The organism is Deinococcus piscis, from assembly GCF_014653275.1.
In the GTDB taxonomy this organism is placed as follows: domain Bacteria; phylum Deinococcota; class Deinococci; order Deinococcales; family Deinococcaceae; genus Deinococcus; species Deinococcus piscis.
In genome coordinates, this window is record NZ_BNAL01000003.1 from 100,501 (window position 1) to 125,947 (window position 25,447).

Here is a 25,447-nt window from a genome sequence, read left to right on the forward strand (position 1 = left end):
TTCTTTGCTGAAAGCCTGGCGTTCAAGGAGTTGAACCATGACCCGTCTTCAAGACCTTCTCCAGACCGACGACTTTATCCGCCGCCATATCGGCCCCAGCGCCGAGGAGCAGGCCGAGATGCTGGCCACCCTGGGCGTGTCTAGCCTGGACGAGCTGACCGAAACCACCTTGCCCGACTCCATCAAGTTTGGTGACTCGCTGCAAGTGGGCGAGCCGGTGCCCGAAGCCCAGGCGCTGGCCGACCTGAAGGCCGTGGCCACCAAGAATCAGGTGCTGCGCTCCTATATCGGGCAGGGGTACTACGGCACCCATGTGCCCGGCGTGATTCTGCGCAACATGCTGGAAAATCCCGGCTGGTACACCGCCTACACCCCTTATCAGGCCGAAATCAGCCAGGGCCGCCTGGAAATGCTGCTGAACTTCCAGCAGACCGTGCAGGACCTGACCGGCATGCCCATCAGCAACGCGTCCTTGCTGGACGAAGCCACTGCCGCCGCCGAAGCGATGACCCTGGCGAAGCGAGCTGGCAAGAGCAGCGGCAACACCATCTTTGTGGCCGACAGTGTGCATGCGCAGACCCTGAGCGTGATCCGCACCCGCGCCGAGTACTTCGGGTACGAGGTGGCCGTGGGCGACACGGACGCCGAACTGCCCGAAGGCACCTTTGCCGCCGTGTACCAGTACCCCTGCACCTACGGGCACCTGCATGACCTGGGGGCCGTTGCCGAGCGCGTCCACGGGGCCGGGGCGCAACTGATCGTGGCGACGGACCTGCTGGCCTCGGCGCTGGTGAGGCCCGCCGGTGAACTGGGAGCCGACATCGTGGTGGGCAGTGCCCAGCGCTTTGGCGTGCCGATGGGCTTCGGTGGCCCGCACGCCGCGTTCCTGGCGTGCCGTGAGGGCTTGCAGCGCTCCATGCCAGGCCGCGTGATTGGCGTGAGCAAGGACGTGAAAGGCAAGACCGCCCTGCGGATGGCGATGCAGACCCGCGAGCAGCACATCCGCCGTGAGAAGGCCACCTCCAACATCTGCACGGCGCAGGCCCTACTCGCGAACATGGCCGCCGCCTACGCCGTCTATCACGGGGCCGAGGGCATTCGCACCATTGCCGAGCGGGTTCACCTGCTCACAGGCATGCTGCACCGCGCCCTGAGCGACGCGGGTCTGAAGCCAAACGACACCTTCTTTGACACGCTGACCTTTGAAGCCGACGTGGACGCCGTTCGCCGCCGCGCCGAGGAGCTGGGCATGAACTTTGCTTACCGGGATGGCCGCGTGAGCATAAGCCTGGATGAAACCGTGACCCCCCAGGACCTGAGCGATATCGTCCAGGCTGCCACTGGACAGGCTGCTGACGTGCAGGCGCTGGAAGCTGGGGCCAAGGACGGCATCCCCGCTGGCCTGAAGCGCCAGAGTGACTTCCTGACCCACCCGGTGTTCAGCAGTCACCGTTCCGAGCACGGCATGCTGCGCTACCTCAAGGCGCTGGAAAACCGTGACTACAGCCTGGTTCACGGCATGATTCCGCTGGGCAGCTGCACCATGAAGCTGAACGCCACCACCGAAATGATTCCGGTGACTTGGCCTGAGTTCGGCAACATGCACCCCTTTGCGCCCGCCGAGCAGACGGAAGGCTACCGCGAGATGCTGACCGAGCTGGAGCGCTGGCTGGCCGACATCACCGGCTACGACGCGGTGTCTTTGCAGCCCAACTCCGGGGCGCAGGGCGAGTATGCGGGTCTGCTGACCATCCGCAAGTACCAGGAAGCCCAGGGCGAAGGCCACCGCAACGTGTGCCTGATTCCGGCCAGCGCCCACGGCACCAACCCCGCCAGCGCCGCCATGATGGGAATGCAGGTGGTGGTGGTCAAAACCGACGACAAGGGCAACATCGACCTGGATGACCTCAAGGCCCAGGCCGAGAAGCACTCCGAGAACCTCAGCGCCCTGATGATTACCTACCCCAGCACCCACGGCGTGTACGAGGAAAACGTGGTGGAAGTGTGCGACCTGATTCATCAGCACGGCGGGCAGGTATACCTGGACGGGGCCAACATGAACGCCCAGGTGGGGATTGCCAAGCCCGGATTGATCGGGTCGGACGTGAGCCACCTGAACCTGCACAAGACCTTCGCCATTCCGCACGGCGGCGGCGGCCCTGGCATGGGCCCCATCGGCGTGAAGGCGCACCTGGCTCCCTACCTGCCGGGCCATGACGTGGCTCCCACGGGCGACTCGCAAACCGGGGCCGTGAGCGCCGCCCCCTACGGCAGCGCCAGCATCCTGCCCATCAGCTACCTGTATATCCGCTTGCTGGGCAGCCGGGGCCTGCGCGAAAGCACCCAGGTCGCCCTGCTGAACGCCAACTACATTGCGGGGCGTCTGGAAGGGGCTTACCCGGTGCTGTACACCGGCAAGGGTGGCCGGGTGGCGCACGAGTGCATCATTGACATTCGCCCGCTCAAGGCCGAAACCGGCGTCACCGAAGAGGACATCGCCAAGCGCCTGATGGACTACGGCTTCCACGCCCCCACCATGAGCTTCCCGGTGCCCGGCACCCTGATGATTGAGCCCACCGAGTCCGAGCCCAAGGCCGAGCTGGACCGCTTTGTGGACGCCATGCTGCACATCCGCCGCGAGATTCAGGACATTCAGGACGGCACCATCAGCCACGGCGACAGCCCGCTGCACCACGCGCCGCACACCCAGAGCGACCTGATGGCCGACGAGTGGAACCGTGCCTACAGCCGCGAAACCGCTGCCTTCCCCACGGGGCACCAGCGCACGCAGAAGTTCTGGCCTGCGGTGAACCGCGTGGACAACGTGTATGGGGACAGGAACTTTATCTGCTCCTGCCCGCCGATTGAGGATTACGTCGGGGCGTAAACAGAAGTAGAGGGATAGAGAAGGGGCAGCCTCCGGGGGTGGGGGCTGCCTTTACAATTCAGAGCCTTGAGAATAAACGTATTGTCCTAATTTTTGGCACTCTGCTTCTATTCTGGCGATTTCCTGCCGAGCTTTCTCTACACTTATTCCACCCTTTCCAGTATTGATAGCTTCAACAATTTTATCCTCTAAGTTTTTGATAGCCAAATCTGATGCTAATTCGGAGGGGGCGATAGGATAAAACTTAAATCTCTTAAATTGGATTCTTGATTTGACGACGACTTTACTGCTGACTTTGAAATATGCAAGACAAATAATATCTTTGCCCGATTCGTAAGAAATAGTCTTTGCCGTGTATCCCTCCGTTTTGCCACTCTGGTATAACTCTTGCATAAATGCCAGAACGGGGCGTGCAATGTCGTAGGGGAAATTAAGCGGGCCTCCTACATGGCCCAAAATAGAATGGTAGATGAACGGCTCATCGTATGGAATTTGTCCATCAGATTGCATACGGTCAAACTCTTGGGCTAAAAACCATATTTCAGCAAACCACTGAGCAAGGCTGTATTCCCTCGCTTGATTGCGTATCAAGTTGGAATCTAGACGCAAAATAGGCAAGCCAACTGTCTCGCAAATCCTGTCCTTGATGGCATCTTTTCTCTGCTGTTCAGGCTCCTCGTGGTGTGGGCCGTCAAACTCAATGACAAATCTAGGCTCCCAATCTTGACAAACTGTGAAATCAAAATGCGAGGATAGTGCAAAGTAAAATTCGTTATCAGGAATTTCGCCTTTTTCAACCTGAATAATGTCAGCGATACGTTGGTTTGGCTCAACGTGGAAATTGTTCTCCAGCCCTGTTTCTCGTAAATCTTCAAGCAACCTTTGCTCTGTATGATTAACAATTCTCTTTTTCAGGTGCATGAGTAAATTCTACCTCTCCACGCTCAAGCCCCCGCTTTGGCTCCCTTCTGGGGGCAGCGGGGGCTTGGCGATGCAAAAGGCGGATGGTAGAAGGCTAAGCTCGTCGCCGGGACGTGGCAGCACGTCGCGGCCTTTCCCTTGTCCCACCTGACCCCACACCCCTCCCGCGCCAAAGCATGCGCGGGCCAGCGCCGCCTGTGTCACATTAAGGGCATGACCCTCCGCGAACCCCCTCTGGCAGATGGCCTGCCGCTGGTCGGCAGTGTGCTCTCTCTGGTGCAAGACACCGAAGGCTTCTTGTACAGCCAGTACGCCAAGCATGGCCCCTGCTTCCGGGTACGGGCGCTGAACCGCGAGTTTGTGGTGCTGGGCGGGCCAGCTGCCGCCGAAGCGATGGCGAAGAATGCGGGCGAGTTCGACGCCTGGAGCATGTGGGAGAACGTCATCCGCGAGTTTGGCGGGCGGCAGGTGCTCAGCATGCTGGAAGGCGAACCGCACCGGCGCTACCGGGCGGCGGCGCGGGCGGGCTTTGCCAAGACGCGGGTGCAGGACAACATTCCGCTGCTTCTGGCTATGGCACAAGAAGCGCTGGACGCCGTGCCACGCGGCCAGAGCTTTGTGGTGGGCGAGTTTGCCCAGCGGCTGGTGGCCGACTGTGTGGGCATGCTGACCCTGGGCCGCCGCCCTGGCGACAGCCTGCGGGACTTCATCACCTACTGGCACACCCAGCTGTCGGTCAACATTGCGGGCACCCGCCCAGCGTCGGTGCTGAAGCGGCGCGACTATCTGGAGGCCAAAGCGCGGGCGCGGGCCGCCGCCCAGGAGCTGCTGGCGCTGGACGCCGACACGCTCCCTTCGCCGTATGTGCGCGACCTGCGGGCCTTCATGCACGAGAACCCGGACCTGCTGAACGAGGAAGAGCTGCTGTTCATGATGCTGCTGCCCTACGTGGCGGGGCTGGACACGGTGGTCAATGTGCTCACGCTGTCGCTGTACCACGCGTACCGCGACCCGGAGCTGTACGCCCGGCTGCGGGCCGAGATAGACCCGCTGTTGGCCGAGGGGCTGCCCGCAGCCCGGCTGCGCGACCTGAAGGTGCTGCACGCGCTGGTGCTGGAAGTCATGCGCTATCACCCCATCGCCAACATGCTGACGCGCCACGCCCGGCAGGACTTCGAGTTTCAGGGCTACCGCATCCGCGAGGGCGAGCAGCTGATGATGGCGCTGATGGCGTCGCAGCGTGACCCGGCGCTGTTCCGCGACCCGGACCGCTTCGATGTGGACCGCTTCTTGCCGCCGCGCAACGAGCACCGCCAGAAAAATGCGCTGAATCCTTACGGGGCGGGCGCGCACACCTGCCTGGGCGCGGGCATGGCCGAGACGCTGCTGGCGGTGCTGATTTCGGCCCTCGTGGGTACAGACGGCCTGCGGCTGTTCCCGGCGGACTACCGGATGCGGCCTTTTCACGCCTCGCAGCTGGCCCCCGACCCAGGGTTGCGGCTGGTGCGGCTGTAGCGTCTCCCGGCACACGCCGGGCTGCTGCACGGCGCTGGGCACCTTTTCATCTGGGCTTGCCCTATGCTGTTCGCTGATGAACAGATTTCCTCGCCTCGCCGCCCTGTCCCCAGTGGGATGGGTTTCAGCGGCACTGGGGCTGACGCTGACCGCCTGCACCCCTGCCATCACCGCGCCTGACCTCAGCGGCTCGCCGCTTATCGCTGGGCAGGAATGGATCATGCTGACACCTGCGGGCACCGCCGAAGCGGGGCCGGTGCAGCTCTCGCGTCAGCTGACGGTGGGGCCGCGAGAACTGCTCTCCGACGGCACCGTGGCCTACACCGCCGAACCCCGCAGCACCACCACGGGCCGCACCCAGGACCTTTTCCGGTTTGTGCCGCGTGGCGAGGGCCGCTCGGTGATTGTGGCGGGGCGCTCGGAAACCACCTTTGACCTGCGCTTCTTTGATTTCTGCGTGGTGCGCAGCTCGGTGGCCGAGGTGGACCGTGCCCAGAGCGGCGTCTATGTGCAGACCGCCAGCCTGGATAGCCTGTGGACCAACCGGACCTATCAGGCCTATGTGGGCACGGGCGTGGCGGCGGGCCTCAAGCCCTGCACGCTGACGCGGGTCAAGTGATCTCTTGACCCTGCCGCTCTAGACCGCCGTCCCAGTTGGGCGAAGCCCCTGCCAAAATGCGGGGGCTTTGTTCGGATGAGTGGCGGGCAGGAGTGGCGGAATGATTCGCCCTCATCTGGGGGCATCGGTAGAGGAGAGACTGGGGTTGCTGGCAGGCAGGTGGGCCAGAGCCCAGTTCCCGATGGCGTCAATCACCACTTGCAGCTCTCGCCCGGCTGGGGTCAGCGCGTACACACTGCGGCCCAGGCGGGTGGGGCCGTCCTCCAGCCGCTTACTGACGATGCCCAGGCGTTCCAGGTGCTCCAGGCGTTGCGTGAGGGTGGCCGAGTTGCAGCCCCCGACAGCGCGGGCCAGCTCATTGAAGCCCATCTCCTGTTGCAGCAGGACACGGATGATGTGCAGCACCCATTTTTCCTGCAAGATGCCGATAGCGTGGTACACCGGACAGAATTCAGCCGGGTGTTCGGGCAGAGAAGGAGGAGGAGTCATAGCGCCATTCTAGCGCATGTGGCAAACCACCCCAAGAAGCATGGTGCTTGACAAAATAAACCAGATAGATTTAAGCTGTGCCCATGACTCAGACCGAGACCCAACCCAGCCCAGCCCAGCCTGCCCAGCCGAGCTCCATCCGCGACGTGATCGAGAGCCGCCGCTCTATTCGCCGCTTTGTGCAGGAGCCGATGCCTGAAGCCGACCTGCGCGAAATCCTCCGGCTGGCGAGCCTGGCCCCCAGCGCCTGGAACGCCCAGACCTGGCGCTTCGCTGTGGTGCAGGACCAAGCCCTCAAGGAGCAGCTGCGGGCCGCCGCTTACGGCCAGCCCCAGGTGACCGACGCCCCGGCGGTGATCGTGGTGTACTCCGACATGGAAGACACCCTGAGCACCGTAGAAGAAACTGCTCACCCCGGCATGGGCGACGCGGGCCGCACCCAGCAGCGCCAGACCTTTGACGGGGCGTTCGGCAGCCAGGATGTGGCGCAGCGCGGCCAGTGGGGCTTGGCGCAGGCCAACATCGCCTTTGGTTTCCTGATGCTGGCCGCCCGTGGCCTGGGCTACGACGGCGTCCCGATGCTGGGCTTTGATCCCCAGAAAGTGCGTGAACTGCTGGACCTCCCGGAGCATGTGCAGTTCGCCGGTATCTATCCCATCGGCCGCCGCGCCGAAGACGGCTATCCCCACCACCGCCACAGCGTGGACCGCATCACCACCTGGAAATAAGCGGCTCTTTTGGGCACTCCCCCTGCTTCGGCAGGGTTTTTTTTGGTGGGTTCTTCTGTGGGGGCCGGTGACCGTAAGCTGAGCTTCAGGGTTCAGGCGATTTTGCCTGGACCCAATGACGCAACCACCAGAGGACCCAATGAAGCAACCACCAGAGGACCCAACGACCTAAGGAGAAAGATGATGGCTGTGTTCCGGATTTCTGGTTACTTGTCTATGTCGCTGAACTTGGAGCATACGCCCGGTGCAGACCCGCGTGACTTGGAAGTGCATGAGCAGCGTGCGCGTGATATTCGCTTTGATCACAGTGTGCCGGGCAAGCTAAAGCGCCGCTTTGCTGGGCGCGGCCTCACCCCGCTGGGCAGCGAGCGCTACGAGCTGGAGCAGGCCGCCCAGCTGTACGGTGAGATGGCCGCTTGGCGTGAGGCCGCTGGGGAAGAGGCGCAGCAAGCGCAGGAGTTCCGCCAGCGTCAGGCGCACCTGGAGCGCATGGCTGCCCAGACAGATGAGGCGGGCGCGGGCCACATCACCACGGCGACAGATGCGTTGGAAGAGGTAGAGGGCTCGGACTGACGGGGCATTAGCCGCTCGGTTCTGTCGCCACTGGTTCTAGGCTCTAGGCCAGATGGCTGATTCTTAGTTGCTGCCCGGCGCGTAAGCTAAAGCGTTATGACTGCTCACAAGCGACCTGCCACAATGATCTTTATCCTGATTGTTGTCCTGATTGACATCATGGGCATTGGGCTGGTGGTGCCGGTGTTGCCGGGGCTGGTCAAGGAGCTGGCCGGTTCGCCCGAAGCGGGGGCGCGGATGATCGGGGTGCTGACCGCTGCCTACGCGGTGATGCAGTTCCTGATGGCTCCTATTCTGGGCCGCCTGAGTGACCGCTTTGGGCGCCGCCCGGTGCTGCTGGTGTCCACAGCGGGCATGGCGCTGGACTATCTGGTGCTGTATTTCGCGCCTACGGTGTGGTGGCTGTTGCTGGGCCGCATGATCGCCGGAGCGACGGGAGCCAGCCTCACTGTGATCAATGCCTATATTGCCGACGTGTCGCCGCCTGAGGAGCGGGCCGCCAACTTCGGCAAGGTGGGGGCAATGGTCGGGGTGGGCTTTATCCTGGGGCCAGCGCTGGGCGGGCTGCTGGGCGACTATGGCCTGCGTGTGCCGTTTCTGTTTGCGGCGGGGATATCGGCGCTCAGCTGGCTCTACGGCCTGCTGATCCTGCCCGAGTCGCTGCCCCGGGACAAGCGCAGCCGCGAGTGGAACTGGGCCGAGCTGAATCCCCTGAAGCCCCTGGCAGCGCTGACCACCTACCCCACCGTGCGCAACCTGACCGGCGTGTTTATTCTGGTGGGTCTCGCCATGCAGGTCATTTTTACGACCTGGGTGCTGTACACCGAAACCGTGCTGGGCTGGACCACAGGCCAAAACGGTATTGCGCTGGCGGTGTCAGGGCTGCTGAATGCCCTGGTCAGTGCCTTTCTGGTGGGCCGGGCGGTCAGCGCCTGGGGCGAGAAAAAGACCCTGCTGGTGGGCCTGGGCTTTGGCGTGGCGGAGTTCCTGCTTCTGTCGGTGGCAGGCAGCGGGCTGATGCTGTATCTGTCGCTGGTGGTGGGCGCACTGACCGGCCTCGCGCAGCCAGCCATTCAGGGCTATGTCTCGCAGCAGGTGGCCGACTCGGAGCAGGGGCGCGTGCAGGGTGCCATCACCAGCCTGCAAAGCGTGGTGGGCATCGTGGGGCCGCTGCTGGCGACCACCGTATTTGCGGCCTTTACTGCTGCGCATACACCATTGGGCCTGCATTTCCCCGGCGCGGCTTTCCTGATGGGCGCGGTGTTCATGGCGCTGGGCATCGCGCTGACGCTGCGGGCGTTCCGTAAGAATGAGGTGCTGGCTACAGACGGCTAAGAGTTCCTGACTTCTGCCCTCTTCTGTTGGCCGCCGCAGGCGTACACTGCCCCGTATGGACTGGCTCCGTGACCCCGACCTCAAGCCCATTGCCGCCAAGGTGGAAGCGGGCGAACGTCTCAGCCCCCAAGAAGGCATGCACCTGTTCCGCACCCGTGACCTCAACGGGCTGATGCGCCTGGCCGACCTGCAAAAGCGCCGACTGCACGGCGACAAGGTGTATTTCGTGCACTCCATGCGGCTGGAATTCACCAACATCTGCTACGTGGGCTGCACCTTCTGCGCCTTCGCCGCCCACAAGGGCGAGGAGCGGGCCTGGGACTACAGCCCGCAGGAAGTGGTGCAGGAGGTGGGCCGCCGTTACCTGCCGGGCATCACCGAGCTGCACATGAGCAGCGGCCACCATCCCAACCATCCGTGGGAGTACTACCCCGCGATGGTACGCAGCCTGCGGGAAGCGTACCCCGACTTGCAGGTCAAGGCGTTTACCGCCGCCGAAATCAAGCACCTTTCACGCATTGCTAAAAAACCCACGCTGGACGTGCTGCGCGAGTTGCAAGCGGCGGGACTGGCGGCCATGCCGGGGGGCGGCGCGGAAATCTTTGCCGAGCGGGTGCGCCGTCAGGTCGCCAAGAACAAAGTGAAGTCAGACGAGTGGCTTCAGATTCACTCGGAAGCGCACTCGCTGGGAATGCGGACCAACGCCACCATGCTCTACGGCCACATCGAGACACTGGAAGAACGCCTGGACCACATGCACCGCCTGCGCGAGTTGCAGGACGACAGTCTGGCCCGCTTCGGTGGCGGCTTTCACGCCTTTATTCCGCTGGCGTTTCAGCCGCTGGGCAACACGCTGGCGCAGAACCTCGGCAAAACCGAGTACACCACCGGCCTGGATGACCTGCGCAACCTGGCCGTGGCCCGCATCTACCTGGACAACTTCCCGCACATTAAGGGCTACTGGGTGATGATTGGCTCCGAGCTGACGCAGGTGAGCCTGGACTGGGGCGTGAGCGACATCGACGGCACCATTCAGGAAGAGCACATCGCGCACGCGGCCGGGGCCACCAGTCCTATGAAACTGAGCGAAGAGGGCCTGATTCGCATGATTCAGCGGGCGGGCCGTCTGCCGGTGCTGCGCGACGCCTATTACAATGAACTGGCCGAGTTTCCTGCGGCAGAAGGTAGCGCGGCGGACTGAGAGGCAGTCCAGGGACAGCGATATGAAAAGAGGCATGGGCCGAGGTAGAAGACCGCTTGACCTCTCCGCTTCGCCGCAGACTCCGGCCACCTTGGGCGCGGCCCACCCGCTCAGGGGCCTGAGCTGTGTGCTGGAGCCGGGACATGCTTAGGCGGATGCCTCTGGCGCTCTGGCTGCTGGGGGCGCTGCTCAGCGTGCTCGCTTTCTCCAGCTTGTTTGCGCAGGGCATGGCTTGGGCTGCCGTCTCCCGCTTCTCACTGCCGCTGGCCTTGCTGGGCCTGGCGCTGATGGTGCTGAGTGGTGCGTGGATGCTGTGGCGGGCGGTGACGAGCTGGCGGCGCGGCGCAGGGCCAGCCGAGATGGTGACCTGGGCAGGGTGGTTCTGGCTGTCGCTGCCACTCTTCTTGCTGGTGGCGGCAGTGTGGCTGACCCGCTCCGGCGACTGGGGCCTGACGGTGGCTGACCCAGGCTCTGCTGCCCGGACTTACCGTCTGCTGCTGGCGCTCTGGCTGGTGCCAGGACTCACGCTGCTGTGGCTGGGGCGCAGGCTTGGCCACAGCAGAATGAATTGACGAGAGATGAGAAGGGAGCACCGCTATGCCCCTTAAACTCAGCCTATGTTGCGTTCGCGCCTCAACCCACTGACTGCCGCTTTGCTTGGTGCGGGCGCGGCATTTGCGCTCTTGGCTTGGCTGGGGCGTCAGCGGAGGCCGCATGTCTGACCGCTGGCGGACCGTGCTGCGCGGGTTAGGGTGGTTGTGGCTGGCGCTGCCGTTGCTCCTCCCTGCGCTGTTGCTGCTTTGGGGTTTGGGTCAGCAAGTTTTGGTGGAGAATAACGTGGGCTGGGCAATGATCTATTCCGAGGATTGGCTGGACTGGGTGACAGGCTTGGCGCTGTGGCTGCTTCCTGCGCTGACGCTGCTGTGGGCGGGACGACGTCAGAAGCCCTGAGTACCCCCTTGGCCCCAAATCTACGGAAAAGCGCATAGTGGAGAAGTGATGGCCTCAGTTTTTACCGCCCCGTCCTCAGCGGCGCCCTACCGCGCCGGCTGGATTCATTACACCAACGTCGCGCCCATTCTGGACCCGCTTGAGGTGCCGCCAGGTGTCAGCGTGGTGACCGGCGTACCTACCGAAATGAACGCCGCGCTGCTCGAAGGACGGGTAGACATCGCCAACATCAGCGTGGCTGAATTTATCCGCCACGCGGACCGGCTGGCGGCCCTGCCGGACTTCAGCGTGAGCGTGTTGGGGCAAGTCTACTCGGTGAACCTGTTTCATACCGTGCCGCTGCCAGAGCTCCGGCGCGTGGCGCTTACGGCGCAGAGTGCGACCAGCGTGGCGCTGCTGGAAGTGCTGCTGCGCGAGTGGGGCCTGTCGCCCACGCTGACCCGCGAAGAAGGCACCGCGCAGGAGCTGCTGGCACGCGGCTACGACGGCGTGCTGCGGATAGGCGACAGTGCCCTGCGCGAGTGGTACGAGGTGGTCGGCCCGCTGGCAGAGGACGCCAGCATGACCCGCTTGCCGCACCAGGGCGGGGCCGTCACCGTTACAGACCTCTCGCAGGAGTGGTACCGCCTGACCGGACAGCCGTTTGTCTTTGCGGTGTGGGCCTACCGCAAGGACGCCCCGCCCCCACCCGACCTGCTGCGGGCCATGCGGGGCGCCCGCCGCCAGGGGCTGGGCGAGCTGGGCGCTATCGCCGGGCGGCATGCTCAGCGGCTGGAGCTGCCGCAGCGGGTGGTGCAGCACTACCTGTGGAATTTCCGCTATCACCTGGAAGAACCGGACCGGCGCGGCCTGCACCGCTTCGCCGACTTGCTGCTGCCCGGACATGCACCGCTGGAATGGGGCCCCCAAATCACCCCTTGATGACAATTGTGTGCTGAAGATTTAACTTGGTTCAGAATTCCCGTACTCTTGGGCGACATGAACGACATTCTCTGGGGTATAGGAGGCATTCTGGGCCTCCTGGCTATCGGCTGGATTTTCTCGGCCAACCGCGCGGCCATCAACTGGCGCACCGTGCTGGGCGCACTTGCCATTCAATTCCTGCTGGCCTTTATGGTGCTGTTCTGGGGGCCGGGCAAGGCGGCGCTACAGTGGGTCTCTGCTGGGGTGCAAAAGGTCATCGGTAACGCCCAGGAAGGCATTAACTTCCTGTTCGGTAACCTGACCAACGGCTCAGCGATGGACAGCGTGGGCTTTATTTTTGCCTTCAACGTCCTGCCGATCATCGTCTTTTTCAGCTCGCTGATCGCGGTGCTGTACTACCTGGGCATCATGCAGTGGGTCATCCGGCTGCTGGGTGGGGCCCTGGGCCGCTTGCTGGGCACCAGCGACGGCGAGAGCCTCTCGGCCACCGCCAACATCTTTGTAGGCCAGACTGAAGCGCCGCTGGTGGTCAAGCCCTATATCGCCGGGATGACCCGCTCGGAGCTGTTCGCGGTGATGGTGGGCGGCCTCGCCAGCGTGGCGGGCAGCACCCTGGCCGGTTACGCCGGGCTGGGTGTGCGCCTGGATTACCTGATTGCCGCGTCCTTCATGGCGGCTCCCGCCGGCCTGCTGATGGCGAAGCTGCTGTTTCCCGAAACCCAGCAGACCCAGGATTACGGTGCAGGTCGCCCTGGCGTGGCCCAGACCGCGGCGGTGCCGACTCCCGATGGTCCTGTCACCCTGGTCGCCCCTGCCGCCGCTGGCACGGGCCGCGAAGTGGAGGGCATGGGCGCGGACGCTACTCCTACCGCCCCCAATGTGGACCAGGACGGCGACACCAACGTGATTGACGCTGCGGCCCGTGGCGCTTCCGAAGGCATGGCGCTGGCGCTGAACGTGGGCGCGATGCTGCTGGCCTTTATCGGTCTGATTGCCCTGATCAACCTGATTCTGGGCGGAATCGGCGGCCTGTTCGGCTTCGAGGGCCTGACCGTGCAGCTGATTCTGGGCTACCTGTTCTCGCCGCTGGCCACCCTGATCGGTGTGCCCTGGTCCGAGGCCGTACAGGCGGGCAGCTTCCTGGGCCAAAAGCTGGTCACCAACGAGTTTGTGGCGTTTATTGACTTCGCCAATGCCCTCAAAGAAGGCGGCATTACGCCCAAGGTCGAGGCCATCGTCACCTTCGCGCTGTGCGGCTTTGCCAACTTCAGCTCGCTGGGTATCTTGCTGGGCGGCCTGGGCGGCATGGCTCCCAGCCGCCGCCCCGACATTGCGCAGCTGGGCATGCGTGCCATCGCCGCTGGCGTACTTGCCAACCTGATGAGCGGCACCATCGCCGGGATGCTGGTGGCCATGGCAGGCGCAGGCACCCAGTAATATCCCCGCCTTGTCCTAAGGTCTGTTTTTTCTGCGCCGCTCCCCCCGTGGGGCGGCGCTTTCTTGCCGGCCCAGTGTGCCCTTGCCTGTTCGGTGCGCCTCCGTGAGTTCGCCGTGTTTCGCCGCTGTGCGGGGGCGGTTGGCAGTGACCCTCTGCGCCCCATCCTGTGCGTCTCGGTGCCTTGTTTTGGGCCGGGTGCGGTACAGTTGCACACGTGAGCGGCCCTCAGCGACCTGTCCCTTCCTCTGCGCGGCCATCTGGTGCTGACCCGGCGGATGTCCCCTCTGCGGCCAGTGCAGCCAACAGCAGCCCAACACGTACCGAACCTGCCCGCGCTGAATCCTTCAGGACCAGCCCCGACGCCGCTGGTCCCGACCTGCCCGAATCTGAAACCGGGCAGCCGGGGGCGCACGCTGCTGTTACGCCTGAACCTTCTGAGGGCACCCAGGCCCGGGGGGGCGGGCGCAAATCCCCTGCTTCCGGCCCCAAGTCGGTGCGCCAAAATACCCTCATCGTGATGGCCGGGACGCTGGGCTCACGGCTCTCTGGCGTCTTCCGTCAGCAGATCATCAACCTGTTCGACAACACCACCATGGACGCCTTTACCATGGCGGTCAAGGTGCCCAACCTGCTGCGCGAGCTGCTGGCCGAAGGGGCGCTGGTCAACTCCTTTATCCCAGTGTACAAATCGCTGAGTACCGTGGAACGCCGCCGTCTGGCACAGGCCTTCAGCGGTGTGATGATTGCGGTGAACCTGCTGCTCACCGCGCTGGGCATTCTGGGTGCGCCCTACGTGGTGGACTTGCTGCTGGCCGCCGATTCCAACGTGGACCCGGTGCTGACCCTGTACATGACCCGCCTAGTGATGCCTTTTTTGATGCTGATCAGCCTCTCAAGCGTGGCGATGGGCCTGCTGAACGCCGACGAGCACTTCAAGGAAAGCAGCTTCGCGCCAGTGGCGTTCAACATCGCCAGCATCATCGCGCTGCTGCTGCTGCCTCAGCAGGCCACCTGGCTGGCGATGGGCTGGCTGGTCGGTGGCCTGGCGCAACTGGTCGTGCAGCTGCCCGCCCTGAACCGCTTTGGGCTGCTGCCGCGCCCTGCCCTGACCGGCCACCCCGCACTGGGCCGCGTCCTGCGGCAAATGGCGCCCTTTACCCTAACGGCGGGCACCCGGCAGATTCTGAATATCTACGTGTCGCGCCTGCTCAGCAACGCGCAGCTGTTTCCGGCGGGCACGCAGGCAGGCTACACCAACGCCGAGGCCCTCTTTACGATGGCAAACGGCCTCTTTGTGGTGTCGCCCGCGCTGGCACTGTTTCCGCGCTTTTCACAGCTGGCCGCCGACGGCCACTGGCCCGCGTTCCGGGCGTTGACCTTGCAGGCCATGCGCTCGACCACCTTTATGGCGGCTCCGGTGAGTGCGCTGCTGGTGGCTCTGGCCCCCTACGCAGCCAGCATCTTCAACCTGACCGGCTCGGTGCCTGAAACCCGGCTGGCGGCTACCTCCGGCATCCTGGCAGGCTGGGCGCTGGCGCTGGTGCCCTGGGCGCTGGTGACCATCTTGCTGCGTACCTTTTATGCGCGTGAGCGCACCCGTGACGCGGTGGTGGTCAGCGCGACTGGCTTCGTGCTGGAAGTCGTGCTCTACAACCTGCTGGTGCCGGTCATCGGGTTTTGGGGGTTCGGGGTCAGTACCGCCATCAGCGGCGTGCTGATGACCCTGGCGCTGCTGTTCCTGTACCGCCGCGCCGTGCCACTTCCACTGGACTCGCTGCTGGCTCACCTGGGGCGGGTGCTGCCGCTGGCCGCGCTGGCTGGGGTTCTGGCCTGGGTCATGACCCGCTTTTTGCCCGCGCCCGGCCCGCTGCTGCCCAGCTTGGTGGTGCTGGCGGTGGCGGGCGGCACCGGCTTGACGGCGTACCTGGCCGGCGCCGCGCTGCTGCGGATGCCCGAAGTGGACGGCGTGGTACGGCGCTTGCGGCGCAGCTAAGGGGCGGTGCCGCTGCGCTGAGCCTGATGGGGGAGGAGAGAAAAGTGCTGAGCCTTCCCGTTAGGTTTCTGGTGCCCGGATTGCCCCATGTCCAGTTCCCCCGTGCCTGGCTTCTGCGTGCCCGGTTTCTACGTGTCCAGCTCCTGCGCGCCGAACTCTTCTGTGCGCATGCCCTCATAGTCCAGCAGCAGGTACGCGGCCCAGGCCAGGCGTTCGCGTAGGCGGTAGCGTAGGCCCGCGCTGGGCCACAGCGGGCTGGGGCTGGCATTGGCGTCAAAGCCCATATCGCGGGCCATCGCCAGGGCGCGTGGCGCGTGGACATGGTCGGTGACCACCGTGACGGCGGCGTGTGGGGGCAGCAGCTCAGCGGCGTAGTTCAGATTCTGGGCCGTAGTGCGGCTGCGTTCTTCAGCCTTGAGGATGCCAGCGGGCACACCGTGGCGCTTCAGGTAGCTCACGCCCACGCCGCCCTCGGTGTAGGGGTCGCCGTCCTGACGGCCCCCCGTGACCACGATGGTCTGGACGCCGCCCGCCTGATACAGTTCCAGCGCATGGTCCAGACGCACCTGAAAGGCGGGACTGGGCCGCCCCGCGTACTGCGCCGCGCCCAGCACCACCAGCGTGGGGTGGGGCTTTTCCTGCGGCACCCCCAGCGGCCACAGAAAAAAAGCAGCCAGCGCCAGGGTCAGCAGGGTCAGGGTGCGGAGAAGGCGGCCAAACATTGCGCCCCAGCATAGGCCAAAATTTCGCTTCTGGCGCGCTGGGCTGCCGTCCGACGGGCATCAGGTGCAAGAGGGGCCGCGCCGTCATGTGTCCTGGAAAGGGCGTGATAGCCTCCTACCCATATCCAGCTGCCAGCACTGTCCGCTGCAAGTGACGTCTAGGGGAGAATCAATTTTCATGTCAAAAACACTGGTCATCGTGGAATCGCCTGCCAAAGCCAAAACCATCGCCAAGTACCTGGGAAAGGGCTACGCGGTGGAATCCAGCATTGGGCACATCCGTGACCTGCCGCGCAGCGCCGCCGATATCCCCGAGAAGTACAAGAAGGAGTCCTGGGCACGCCTGGGCCTGAATGTGGATGACGACTTCCGGCCCCTGTATGTGGTGTCGCCCGAAAAGCGGACCCACGTAGCGCACCTGCGGAGGCTGGCCGCCCAGGCCGACGAAATCATCCTGGCGACTGACGATGACCGCGAGGGCGAAAGCATCGCCTGGCACCTGTTCGAGGAGCTGAAACCCAAAGTCCCGGTGCGCCGGATGGTGTTCCACGAAATCACCAAGGAAGCCATCCAGAAGGCCATCGGGCAGCCACGCGACATCGACACCAACCTGGTCGAAGCCCAGGAAACCCGCCGTGCCCTGGACCGGCTCTATGGTTATGAGGTCAGCCCAGTGCTGTGGAAAAAGGTGGCCCCCAAACTGAGCGCGGGCCGGGTGCAGTCGGTGGCGACCCGCATGCTGGTTGAGCGCGAGCGTGAGCGGATGCTGTTTGTGAGCGGGACTTGGTGGGACCTGCTGGTCACCGCTGAAAAGGACGGACAGACCTTCCCAGCGCGGCTGATTGAGGTGGCTGGTGAGCGGCTGGCGGTAGGCAAGGACTTTGACGCGGCCACCGGGAAGCTGAAAAAAGCCTCCGAAGTCCGTCTGCTGACCGAAGCCGAGGCGAACGTACTGGCGGCGGCTTTGCGCGGCACGGCCCTCACCGTGCTGAGCGCCGAGGAAAAACCCTTTACCCAGCGCCCGCCCGCGCCCTTTATCACGTCCACCTTGCAGCAAGAGGGTGGGCGCAAGCTGGGCATGTCGGCCACGCGCACCATGCGGGCGGCACAGAAGCTGTACGAAGGCGGCTATATCACCTACATGCGCACCGATTCCACCAACCTCAGCAGTGAGGCGGTGGGTGCGGCCCGGAAGCAGGCCGCGCAGATGTATGGGGCCGATTACGTCTCGCCGCAGCCCCGTGTGTACGCCAAGAAGAGCAAAAACGCCCAGGAAGCCCACGAGGCGATTCGTCCGGCGGGCAGTTCTTTCCGCACGCCTGAGAGCCTGCGCGGTGAGCTGGGCGGCGACGAGTGGCGGTTGTACGACCTGGTTTGGAAGCGGACCGTGGCCTCGCAGATGGCGGACGCCAGGGGCCTGAGCCTGCGGGTGCGCCTGGGCGGTCAGGCTGGGCGCGATCCCGTGACCCTGGCCGCGTCGGGCCGCACCATCAGCTTTCCCGGCTTTCTGCGCGCCTATGTAGAGGGCAGCGATGACCCCGCCGCCGCACTGGGGGACCGGGAAACCCACCTGCCTCCGCTGCGCGAAGGGGACCGCGCCCAGGCTCAGGACGTGCAGCCCGAAGGCCACCAGACCCAGCCGCCGGCCCGCTTCACCGAGGCCAGCCTGGTGCAGGCGCTGGAAGCGGCGGGCATTGGCCGGCCCAGCACGTATGCCAGCATCATCGGCACCATTCAGGACCGGGGCTACGCGCAGAAAAAAGGCTCCGCGCTCATTCCCAGCTGGACAGCGTTTGCCACCTCGGCGCTGCTGGAACACCATTTCGGGCAGCTGGTGGACTACGATTTCACCGCCCGCATGGAAGAAGACCTGGACGAAATCGCGGGTGGGCGTGAACACCGTATTCCTTACCTGAAGCGCTTTTATCTGGGCAGTGGCCCGCAGGAGCAGCCGGGCGAAGCCCCCGCTTTTGGCCTGCGCCCCCTGATTGAGACCAAGATGGGCGAGATTGACGCACGCGGGATCGCCACCATTGACGTGCCCCGGCTGCGTGGCAGCGGCATCGAGCTGCGGGTGGGCCGCTACGGGCCGTACATGCAGCGCGGCGACACCAAGGCCAACCTCCCCGAAGACCTAGTGCCTGACGAGCTGACCCTCGAAAAGGCCGAAGAACTGCTGTCCCTGCCGAGCGGCGACAACGAACTGGGCACCGACCCGGAAACCGGGCAGCTGGTGTTCGCCCGCGCCGGGCGCTACGGCCCTTACGTCACTCTGGGCGGCGAGGAAGGCAAGCCGCTCAAGACCGCCAGCCTGTTTCCCTCTGATTCCCTGAGCGACATGACCCTCGAGCGGGCGCTGGAACTGCTGAGCCTGCCCCGGCTGGTGGGCATTAGTGAAGGGCAGGAAATCTGGGCGATGAACGGGCGCTACGGTCCCTACCTCAAGCGTGGGGGCGACTCGCGCAGTCTGACCAGTCACGACCAGCTGTTTGACGTGACTTTGGCGCAGGCCGAGGACATCTTCAAGCAGCCCAAGTACGGCGGGCGCGGCCAGGCGGCGGCCCCGCTGGCGGTGTTCCAGAATGAAGGCCAGCCCGACATTCAGCTGAAAAAGGGCCGCTTTGGTCCTTATCTGACCGACGGCACCAGAAATGCCACGCTGCGTCAGGGCGAGAGCGCCGAAACGCTGAGCGCCGAGCAAGCCCTGAGCATCATGCAGGAGCGCGGCAAGGAGCCCAAGGGCAAGCCAGCCAGAGGGAAAAAGGCGGCAAGTACAGGGTCCAAAGCCAGTACCAGGAAAACCAGTACCAGCAAAGCCAGGACGGCCAAGTCCAAAGCCCCAGCCAAAGCCGCTCTGGCCTGGGCCGACCTGAAGCACCACCTGAACGTGCTCGGCGACACCGAGCGCCGCCTGGTCACGGCCACCCGTGAGGGTGGGCGCAAGGTCGAAGAGGTGGCCGCTGAGCTGGGCCTGGACGTGAAGCAGGCCAAAGGCATGAACTTGCAGGCCAGCCGTAAGCTGAACCAGGCGGCCCGCGCAGCTGGGGGGGGCGGCGAGGCTGCAACTCGCCCGGCGGCCAGCGGTGGCGCACGCAAGAGTGCCGCTAAGTCGGCTCCCATCACCTGGGAGCGGCTGCGGCCTTATCTCAGTGTGCTGTCGCCGGAGGAGCGTGCCCTGGTCACGGCCACCCGCGAGGGCGGGCGCAAGGTCGAAGAGGTGGCCACTGAGCTGGGCCTGGACGTGAAACAGGCCAAGGGCATGAACTTGCAGGCCAGCCGCAAGCTGAACCAGGCGGCCCGCGCTGACGGCATCGTGTAGTCCGGTGGCGGCCTCTGAGCGCACGGTGCCGCCCCAGCTGCGGCCCCGGCGCGAACCCAAGCAGGCCCGCAGCCGCCAGATGGTGGCCCGCATTCTGGCGGCTGCGGCTGAGGAGTTTGCCGCCGTGGGCACCGAGCAGGCCACCACCAACCGCATCGCGGCGCGGGCGGGCGTGTCGCCGGGGTCGCTGTATCAGTTTTTCCCTGGCAAGGCGGCGCTGCTGGCCGCACTGCAACTGGAGTGGACCGAGCGGCTGCGTGTGGAGCTGGGCGCGGCGCTGCGGGAGGTGCAGGCCGCCAGTGCCGGTGAGATGGTGGACGCCGTGCTGGACACCCATGCCCGGCTCAATGCCGAGCCGCCTGGCCTGCTGGCCGTGCTGGTGTTCAGCCGCTCACGGGTGCCAGGGTCGCTGGACCTGCGCCGCTCTACCGCGCAGCAGCTAGAAGAGCTCTTGGCGCTCCGCGCTCCCTCCCTCTCGGCAGAGCGCCGTTACGCCGCCGTAAACGTCATCATTCACCTGGCCAACGGGCTGTATTTCCTGCGCAACACCTCCGGTGCGGCGGACCCGGTGGTGCGCGGCGAGGTGCGGGCAGCGCTGGTGGCCTACTTGGAAAGCCTGCTGGAACACTGAAGATTTGCGAGTGCTGCACCGGCATTTGCCCCCACTCAGCGCGCCAAAATGCGAGTTGAGAAACGCGAGTCCAGCCACGCATAATAGGCTTCTACCCACCTATAGACGCTGTTTTGCGCTCCCTGACCGGGGGCGGGAGGACGATATATGGAACTTCAGGAGCATCCCCTCTTTGGACTCCGGGGCCAGGTGGCCCTGATTACTGGTGGCGGCAGCGGCCTGGGCCTGCAAATGGCCGAGGCCCTCACCGAGATGGGCGCCAGCGTGGTGCTGTGTGCCCGCAAATTGGAGCGCTGCGAGGCCGCCGCTGCCGCGCTGCGTGAACGCGGCGCACAGGCGATAGCCGTGGCCTGCAACGTGACCGACCCTGCAAGTGTGCAGGCCGCCGTGCAGGCCGCCATAGACGAATTTGGGCGGCTGGACATTCTGGTCAACAATGCTGGCACCACCTGGGCGGCCCCCACCGAGGACATGACGCTAGAGCAGTGGAACAAGGTGATGGATACCAACCTGACCGGTGTGTTTTTGTGTTCGCAGGCGGCGGGCCGGGTCATGCTGGCCCAGGGCAGCGGCTCGATCATCAACATTGCCTCGGTGGCGGGGATGCGCGGCACGCCCAGCCACTTTCCAGTGATCGGGTACAGCGCCAGCAAGGGCGGCGTCATCACCTTTACCCGTGACCTGGCCTGGAAGTGGGGTCCCCGGGGCATCCGCGTGAATGCCATCGCGCCAGGCTGGTTTCCCAGTGACATGTCGCGGGTCTTGCTGGAGCGCTACGAGAAAGAATTCCTGGCGGCCATTCCGCTGGGCCGCTTCGGCGGCGAACAGGACCTCAAGGGCGCGGCCATTTTCCTGGCGTCGCGGGCGTCGGCGTACATGACCGGGCAGGTGCTGGTGGTGGACGGCGGGCAGACCGCGTGACGGCCGCGCCACACCCCGTACCGGGCGCGGCGGCGCTGGCCGCTTTCGGCGTCTCGGAACGGGCGCTGGAGCTGCTGGGCCGCCTGACCCGCTTCATGGCCGAGCACATCTACCCCAACGAAGCGGCGTTCCTGGCCGAAGTCGAGACGGGGGACCGCTGGGCGCACCTCCACTTGCTGGAAGACCTCAAGCTGCGTGCGCAGGCTGAGGGCCTGTGGAACCTGTTCCTGCCGCCTGCCAGCGATCCGGAAGGCCGCTTTGGCGCGGGACTGTCTAACCTGGACTACGCCCCACTGGCCGAGCAGATGGGCCGGGTCTGGTGGGCCCCGGAGGTGTTCAACTGCTCGGCGCCCGACACCGGCAATATGGAAGTGCTGGCCCGCTACGGCAGCCCCGAGCAGCAGGAGCGCTGGCTGGAGCCGCTGCTGCGGGGCGAGATTCGCTCCGGTTTTTGCATGACCGAGCCGGACGTGGCGAGCAGTGACGCCACCAACATCCAGGCCAGCATTCGGCGCGACGGGGACAGCTACGTGGTGAGTGGCCGCAAGTGGTGGACCAGCGGCGCGGGCGACCCCCGCTGCCAGGTGGCGATTTTTATGGGTCAGACCGACCCCGCCGCCGAGCGCTGGCGGCAGCAGAGCATGATTCTGGTGCCGCTGGACGCGCCAGGCGTGACCCGCGAGCGCATGCTGAGCGTGTTCGGCTACGACGACGCCCCGCACGGGCACGCCGAGCTCAGCTTTCAGGAGGTGCGCGTGCCCGCCAGCCACCTGATTCTGGGCGAGGGCCGAGGTTTTGAAATCGCGCAGGGACGGCTGGGGCCGGGACGCATTCATCACTGTATGCGCCTGATTGGTCAGGCCGAGCGTGCCCTGGAGCTGATGGTGGCCCGCGCCGCTGCCCGCACCGCTTTTGGCAAGCCGCTGGCCGCGCACCAGCACACCCGTGAGCTGATTGCTGGGAGCCGCATGGAGATTGACCAGGCCCGGCTGCTGACCTTGCAGGCCGCCCAGATGATGGACACGGTGGGCAACAAGGCGGCGCGCAGCGAGATTGCCGCCATCAAGGTGGTCGCTCCCAATATGGCCCTGCGGGTGATTGACCGGGCCATTCAGGTGTATGGAGGCGCGGGAGTCTCGCAGGACACCCCGCTGGCGCAAATGTACGCGCACGCCCGCACCCTGCGCCTGGCCGACGGCCCCGACATCGTACACACCGAAACGGTTGCCAAGGCCGAGCTGGCCCGCCAGGGCATCGACCTGCGGGCGGCCCGTGGGGGAGAAGCGTGAGCGGGGCAGGGCGGCCCCAGGCCGAGACCGTCCCCGTGCGCCCCGGCGAGGAGCTGCCGCTGGAGCGCTTGCGGGAGCTGCTGGGCGACTTGCCTGGGGACTGGACTGCACTGGAAGCTCGGCAGTTTCCGGGAGGATATTCCAACCTCACCTATCTGCTGCGGGCGGGCGAGCAGGCTTACGTGCTGCGCCGCGCCCCACGCGGCCAGGTGGCCCCCGGTGCCCACGACATGGCCCGCGAATACCGCCTGCTGAAGCGGGTGGCCCCGGTGCTGCCCGCTGCGCCACGCCCGCTGCGGCTGATAGAAGACTCCCAGGTGCTGGGCGCGCCCTTTTATGTGATGGAGCGCCGGGAAGGGATGGTGATGCGCTCGGCCCTACCGCCTGAATACGCGGACCTGCCGGACGCTCCCGCACGGATGACTGGGGCGCTGGTAGATACCCTGGTCCGCTTGCAGGCGGTGGACCTGGCGGCGGCGGGCTTGAGCGACTTGGGCCAGCCTGAAGGCTTTAATCGCCGTCAGATCGAGGGCTGGGCGGGTCGCTGGCGGCGGGCCCGCGAAGCGCTGCCCCCCGGAGCCCTGGCCCCTGCCGGGGAGCTGGGCGACGAACGCCTGATGGCCTGGCTGCTGGAGCACCAGCCAGCCGAGTCGGCGCACACGCTGGTCCACAACGACTTCAAGCTGGACAATCTGATGCTGCACCCGCACGACCCAGGCCGGGTCACGGCGCTGCTGGACTGGGAAATGACCACCCTGGGCGACCCGCTGGCCGACCTGGGGTTGCTGCTCACCTACTGGACCCTGCCCGGCGCTCAGGCCGAGCAGCCTGGCTTTCCGGACCGGGACGAATTGGTGGGCCTATATGCCCAGCGCAGCGGGCGCGACGTGAGCGGGCTGCTGTGGTATGAGCTCCTCGGCGACTTCAAGCTGGCCGTGATTGCCCTGCAAATTTTTGTGCGCTATCAGCGAGGGCAGACCCGTGACCCCCGCTTCGCTGCCCTGGGCGAGCAGGCATCGTTCCTGATTCGCCGGGCGCTGGCCCGCACTCACCCGCTGGCGTAGCACTGCCCGGCCATATGGTGCCAGGGGATATGGTGAGGGAGATGGACCCCGCTCCCCTGCATCTGCCCCGCCTCGCCGCTGCCACGCCAGACACCTGGGTCACGCTGCCCGCTGGGGGGCTGCCATTTGTGCAGAGGGCGCTGCACCTGACCCGCCGCTTGCCAGCGCAGACTGCGCACCCGGCGGGCGAGTGGTTGCTGTGCCTAACCGGTGACGTGGTGGTGGACTTGCCGGCAGGGCAGTGGGCGCGGCTGCGGGCCGGCGAAACCCTGCATTTGCCTCCGGCGGTGACTTGGCAGGCCCTACCCGCACAGGCAGAAGCGGTGCTCCTGCGCACCACCCCGGCCTGAGCGGGCTTCTGCATCCTTTAACCAACCTGAAGGCATCCCGCGATGGCTGCATATGCCACAGAATTGTCAGGTCTGCGCCCGGATAATGCCGCATGACTCTGATCCTGCTGTCCGTGACTGCCGTTCTCGCTGCTGTGGCCGTGCAGCAGGTCGCCCGCCCAGCTTCCCGACCTGTCCCGGTGCGAGTGCGTTCCCGCCGCTGAAGCCGCGCTTCCCAGTCTTTTGGCCGCCTACGGGCGGTTTTTTGGTGACGTGTGGTGGAGCGCTGCCCTGCGGCCCTTTTGTCCGCTGGCGGCGGTGCTACAGTGGCCCACATGACGGCTGAGGTCCTGCAAAAAGCCGCTATGGGCGAACGCCTGAGCGCGGAAGAAATCGAGTCGCTGTATCACTTGCCGGTGCCGCAGGTGGCGGCGGTGGCGCACGGCCTGCGAATGAAGCGCTGCGACCCTCAGGTGGTCAGCTTCCTGATTGACCGCAACATCAACTACACCAATATCTGCCGGGTGGGCTGCAACTTCTGCGCCTTTTACCGCACCCGCCGCCAGAGCGACGCCTACACACTGGACTACGAAGACATCAGCGCCAAAATCCGCGAGCTGGAAGCCGTAGGCGGCACCCGCATCCTGATGCAGGGCGGCGTGAATCCGGAGCTGCCGCTGGAGTATTACACCGGGCTGCTGCGGCACATCAAAGCGCACCACCCTACCATCCGCATTGACGCGTTCAGCCCCGAAGAGGTGCTGTTTTTCGAGCAGACCTTCGGCCTGACGCTGGATGAGCTGCTTGACACCCTGATTGATGCGGGTCTGGACGGTCTGCCCGGCGCGGGCGGCGAGATTCTGGTTGATGAAGTGCGTGCGAAAGCGGCCCCGGCCCGCATCAAGTCGCACGACTGGTTCCGCATTCTGGACGCGGCGCAGCGCAAGGGACTCTATACCATCAGCACCATGGTGTTCGGCTTTGGGGAAACCTACCGCCAGCGGGCCGACCACCTGGTGGCGATTCGTGACCAGCAGGACCGGGCGCTGCGTGAGCACGGCAACGGCTTTTCGGGCTTTGCGATGTGGTCGCTGCAAACCGAGAATACCCGCCTGCACGGCAAGGCCCCCGGAGCCACCGCGCACGAATACCTGCAAAATCTTGCCATTTCGCGCCTGGCGCTGGACAACCAGCCCAACATTCAGGCGTCATGGCCGGCACAGGGGTTCAAGGTGGCGCAGGCCGCGCTCTACTACGGAGCCAACGACATGGGCAGCACCATGCTCGAAGAGAACGTGGTGAGCGCCGCTGGCGGTCATGACCGGCACTCGGCCACCGTGCGCGAACTGATCCGCATCATTGACGACGCGGGCTTTACGCCGGCCATCCGCAACAGCCGCTTCCAGATTATTGAGTATCCGGATGTGGCGACTTTTCTGGGCCGCAGCGCCGAAAATATCGAAGGCGAGCGTGCTGTAGGAGCCGGAGCCTCGCCTGCTTCTGCTCCAGCCTGAGCCGGACCCTGGCCCGGTTGCCGTGGCAGCGCCCGCAGAGAAGCGCTAGGGCCAAGCTGGTGAAGTTGCCCGTCAGAGCCTGAC

Annotated in this window: 22 protein-coding genes; 19 read left to right on the forward strand and 3 right to left on the reverse strand. The window is 65.1% G+C overall.

Annotated elements, in window-relative coordinates:
• Positions 1–37: 37 nt before the first annotated feature.
• Positions 38–2,887, forward strand: a complete 2,850-nt coding sequence (gcvP, locus tag IE158_RS02250) for an aminomethyl-transferring glycine dehydrogenase (RefSeq protein WP_189642044.1) — start codon at positions 38–40, stop codon at positions 2,885–2,887.
• 51 nt (positions 2,888–2,938) lie between these two features.
• Here gcvP and IE158_RS02255 read toward each other — a convergent pair whose 3' ends face one another.
• Positions 2,939–3,808 carry a DUF2726 domain-containing protein gene (locus tag IE158_RS02255; RefSeq protein WP_189642045.1) on the reverse strand — a complete coding sequence of 290 codons (870 nt, stop codon included), beginning with the start codon at positions 3,806–3,808 and terminating at the stop codon, positions 2,939–2,941.
• Positions 3,809–4,021: 213 nt separating this feature from the next.
• Here IE158_RS02255 and IE158_RS02260 point away from each other — a divergent pair, with 213 nt between their 5' ends.
• A complete protein-coding gene (locus IE158_RS02260) occupies positions 4,022–5,323 on the forward strand; it encodes a cytochrome P450 (RefSeq protein WP_189642046.1) in 1,302 nt (433 codons plus the stop codon).
• A 76-nt stretch (positions 5,324–5,399) separates the two neighbouring features.
• The gene (locus tag IE158_RS02265) at positions 5,400–5,942 is read left to right on the forward strand and encodes a hypothetical protein (protein ID WP_189642047.1); all 543 of its coding nucleotides are present in this window, start codon (positions 5,400–5,402) and stop codon (positions 5,940–5,942) included.
• Positions 5,943–6,053: 111 nt separating this feature from the next.
• Here the strand turns inward: IE158_RS02265 and IE158_RS02270 are convergent, their stop codons facing one another.
• Positions 6,054–6,431: a winged helix-turn-helix transcriptional regulator gene (locus IE158_RS02270; RefSeq protein WP_189642048.1), complete on the reverse strand. Its 378-nt coding sequence runs from the start codon at positions 6,429–6,431 to the stop codon at positions 6,054–6,056.
• Positions 6,432–6,514: 83 nt separating this feature from the next.
• On the opposite strand from IE158_RS02270, the gene IE158_RS02275 reads away from it, so the two are divergent.
• The 9 genes from IE158_RS02275 to murJ all read left to right on the forward strand — a co-directional run bounded on the left by IE158_RS02275 (position 6,515) and on the right by murJ (position 15,574).
• Positions 6,515–7,159 carry a nitroreductase family protein gene (locus tag IE158_RS02275; RefSeq protein WP_189642049.1) on the forward strand — a complete coding sequence of 215 codons (645 nt, stop codon included), beginning with the start codon at positions 6,515–6,517 and terminating at the stop codon, positions 7,157–7,159.
• 180 nt (positions 7,160–7,339) lie between these two features.
• Complete coding sequence (locus tag IE158_RS02280) at positions 7,340–7,732, forward strand: hypothetical protein (RefSeq protein ID WP_189642050.1); 393 nt, start codon at positions 7,340–7,342, stop codon at positions 7,730–7,732.
• Positions 7,733–7,828: 96 nt separating this feature from the next.
• Positions 7,829–9,067 carry a TCR/Tet family MFS transporter gene (locus tag IE158_RS02285; RefSeq protein WP_189642051.1) on the forward strand — a complete coding sequence of 413 codons (1,239 nt, stop codon included), beginning with the start codon at positions 7,829–7,831 and terminating at the stop codon, positions 9,065–9,067.
• Positions 9,068–9,122: 55 nt separating this feature from the next.
• Positions 9,123–10,268: an aminofutalosine synthase MqnE gene (gene mqnE, locus IE158_RS02290; protein WP_189642052.1), complete on the forward strand. Its 1,146-nt coding sequence runs from the start codon at positions 9,123–9,125 to the stop codon at positions 10,266–10,268.
• A gap of 155 nt (positions 10,269–10,423) precedes the next feature.
• The gene (locus tag IE158_RS02295) at positions 10,424–10,840 is read left to right on the forward strand and encodes a hypothetical protein (RefSeq protein WP_189642053.1); all 417 of its coding nucleotides are present in this window, start codon (positions 10,424–10,426) and stop codon (positions 10,838–10,840) included.
• A gap of 142 nt (positions 10,841–10,982) precedes the next feature.
• Complete coding sequence (locus tag IE158_RS02300; protein ID WP_189642054.1) at positions 10,983–11,219, forward strand: hypothetical protein; 237 nt, start codon at positions 10,983–10,985, stop codon at positions 11,217–11,219.
• A 48-nt stretch (positions 11,220–11,267) separates the two neighbouring features.
• Positions 11,268–12,140: a menaquinone biosynthetic enzyme MqnA/MqnD family protein gene (locus IE158_RS02305; protein ID WP_189642055.1), complete on the forward strand. Its 873-nt coding sequence runs from the start codon at positions 11,268–11,270 to the stop codon at positions 12,138–12,140.
• Between the two features lie 57 nt (positions 12,141–12,197).
• Positions 12,198–13,580 (forward strand): NupC/NupG family nucleoside CNT transporter, encoded by a 1,383-nt coding sequence (locus tag IE158_RS02310; RefSeq protein WP_189642056.1) that lies wholly within the window; start codon positions 12,198–12,200, stop codon positions 13,578–13,580.
• 494 nt (positions 13,581–14,074) lie between these two features.
• Positions 14,075–15,574, forward strand: coding sequence for a murein biosynthesis integral membrane protein MurJ (murJ, locus tag IE158_RS02315; RefSeq protein WP_268248055.1), 1,500 nt, complete (start codon positions 14,075–14,077; stop codon positions 15,572–15,574).
• A 128-nt stretch (positions 15,575–15,702) separates the two neighbouring features.
• On the opposite strand, the gene IE158_RS02320 is transcribed toward murJ, so the two are convergent.
• Positions 15,703–16,296: a YdcF family protein gene (locus IE158_RS02320; protein ID WP_189642057.1), complete on the reverse strand. Its 594-nt coding sequence runs from the start codon at positions 16,294–16,296 to the stop codon at positions 15,703–15,705.
• 178 nt (positions 16,297–16,474) lie between these two features.
• Between IE158_RS02320 and topA the strand changes: the two genes are divergently transcribed.
• From topA to mqnC, 7 genes are all read left to right on the forward strand, one after another.
• Positions 16,475–19,615 carry a type I DNA topoisomerase gene (gene topA / locus IE158_RS02325; protein ID WP_189642058.1) on the forward strand — a complete coding sequence of 1,047 codons (3,141 nt, stop codon included), beginning with the start codon at positions 16,475–16,477 and terminating at the stop codon, positions 19,613–19,615.
• 4 nt (positions 19,616–19,619) lie between these two features.
• The gene (locus tag IE158_RS02330) at positions 19,620–20,246 is read left to right on the forward strand and encodes a TetR/AcrR family transcriptional regulator (protein ID WP_189642059.1); all 627 of its coding nucleotides are present in this window, start codon (positions 19,620–19,622) and stop codon (positions 20,244–20,246) included.
• A 147-nt stretch (positions 20,247–20,393) separates the two neighbouring features.
• Positions 20,394–21,167, forward strand: coding sequence for a glucose 1-dehydrogenase (locus tag IE158_RS02335; RefSeq protein WP_189642060.1), 774 nt, complete (start codon positions 20,394–20,396; stop codon positions 21,165–21,167).
• Between the two features lie 35 nt (positions 21,168–21,202).
• The gene (locus tag IE158_RS02340) at positions 21,203–22,456 is read left to right on the forward strand and encodes an acyl-CoA dehydrogenase family protein (RefSeq protein ID WP_189642095.1); all 1,254 of its coding nucleotides are present in this window, start codon (positions 21,203–21,205) and stop codon (positions 22,454–22,456) included.
• A complete protein-coding gene (locus IE158_RS02345; protein WP_189642061.1) occupies positions 22,453–23,520 on the forward strand; it encodes a phosphotransferase family protein in 1,068 nt (355 codons plus the stop codon). Before IE158_RS02340 ends, IE158_RS02345 begins: the two co-directional genes overlap by 4 nt.
• Before the next feature lie 41 nt (positions 23,521–23,561).
• The gene (locus IE158_RS02350) at positions 23,562–23,870 is read left to right on the forward strand and encodes a hypothetical protein (RefSeq protein ID WP_189642062.1); all 309 of its coding nucleotides are present in this window, start codon (positions 23,562–23,564) and stop codon (positions 23,868–23,870) included.
• 314 nt (positions 23,871–24,184) lie between these two features.
• Positions 24,185–25,363 (forward strand): cyclic dehypoxanthinyl futalosine synthase, encoded by a 1,179-nt coding sequence (gene mqnC, locus IE158_RS02355; RefSeq protein WP_189642063.1) that lies wholly within the window; start codon positions 24,185–24,187, stop codon positions 25,361–25,363.
• The last annotated feature ends 84 nt before the right edge of the window (positions 25,364–25,447 follow it).

Bases quoted from the DNA above. Each gene is read 5' to 3' on its own strand.
- IE158_RS02255 (WP_189642045.1), bottom strand. From the start codon at position 3,808: ATGCACCTGAAAAAGAGAATTGTTAATCATACAGAGCAAAGGTTGCTT.
- IE158_RS02300 (WP_189642054.1), top strand. From the start codon at position 10,983: ATGTCTGACCGCTGGCGGACCGTGCTGCGCGGGTTAGGGTGGTTGTGG.
- IE158_RS02280 (WP_189642050.1), top strand. From the start codon at position 7,340: ATGATGGCTGTGTTCCGGATTTCTGGTTACTTGTCTATGTCGCTGAAC.
- IE158_RS02295 (WP_189642053.1), top strand. From the start codon at position 10,424: ATGCCTCTGGCGCTCTGGCTGCTGGGGGCGCTGCTCAGCGTGCTCGCT.
- IE158_RS02265 (WP_189642047.1), top strand. From the start codon at position 5,400: ATGAACAGATTTCCTCGCCTCGCCGCCCTGTCCCCAGTGGGATGGGTT.
- IE158_RS02260 (WP_189642046.1), top strand. From the start codon at position 4,022: ATGACCCTCCGCGAACCCCCTCTGGCAGATGGCCTGCCGCTGGTCGGC.
- IE158_RS02350 (WP_189642062.1), top strand. From the start codon at position 23,562: ATGGACCCCGCTCCCCTGCATCTGCCCCGCCTCGCCGCTGCCACGCCA.
- gcvP (WP_189642044.1), top strand. From the start codon at position 38: ATGACCCGTCTTCAAGACCTTCTCCAGACCGACGACTTTATCCGCCGC.
- mqnE (WP_189642052.1), top strand. From the start codon at position 9,123: ATGGACTGGCTCCGTGACCCCGACCTCAAGCCCATTGCCGCCAAGGTG.
- topA (WP_189642058.1), top strand. From the start codon at position 16,475: ATGTCAAAAACACTGGTCATCGTGGAATCGCCTGCCAAAGCCAAAACC.
- IE158_RS02270 (WP_189642048.1), bottom strand. From the start codon at position 6,431: ATGACTCCTCCTCCTTCTCTGCCCGAACACCCGGCTGAATTCTGTCCG.
- mqnC (WP_189642063.1), top strand. From the start codon at position 24,185: ATGACGGCTGAGGTCCTGCAAAAAGCCGCTATGGGCGAACGCCTGAGC.
- IE158_RS02335 (WP_189642060.1), top strand. From the start codon at position 20,394: ATGGAACTTCAGGAGCATCCCCTCTTTGGACTCCGGGGCCAGGTGGCC.
- IE158_RS02275 (WP_189642049.1), top strand. From the start codon at position 6,515: ATGACTCAGACCGAGACCCAACCCAGCCCAGCCCAGCCTGCCCAGCCG.
- IE158_RS02305 (WP_189642055.1), top strand. From the start codon at position 11,268: ATGGCCTCAGTTTTTACCGCCCCGTCCTCAGCGGCGCCCTACCGCGCC.
- IE158_RS02285 (WP_189642051.1), top strand. From the start codon at position 7,829: ATGACTGCTCACAAGCGACCTGCCACAATGATCTTTATCCTGATTGTT.
- IE158_RS02320 (WP_189642057.1), bottom strand. From the start codon at position 16,296: ATGTTTGGCCGCCTTCTCCGCACCCTGACCCTGCTGACCCTGGCGCTG.
- IE158_RS02310 (WP_189642056.1), top strand. From the start codon at position 12,198: ATGAACGACATTCTCTGGGGTATAGGAGGCATTCTGGGCCTCCTGGCT.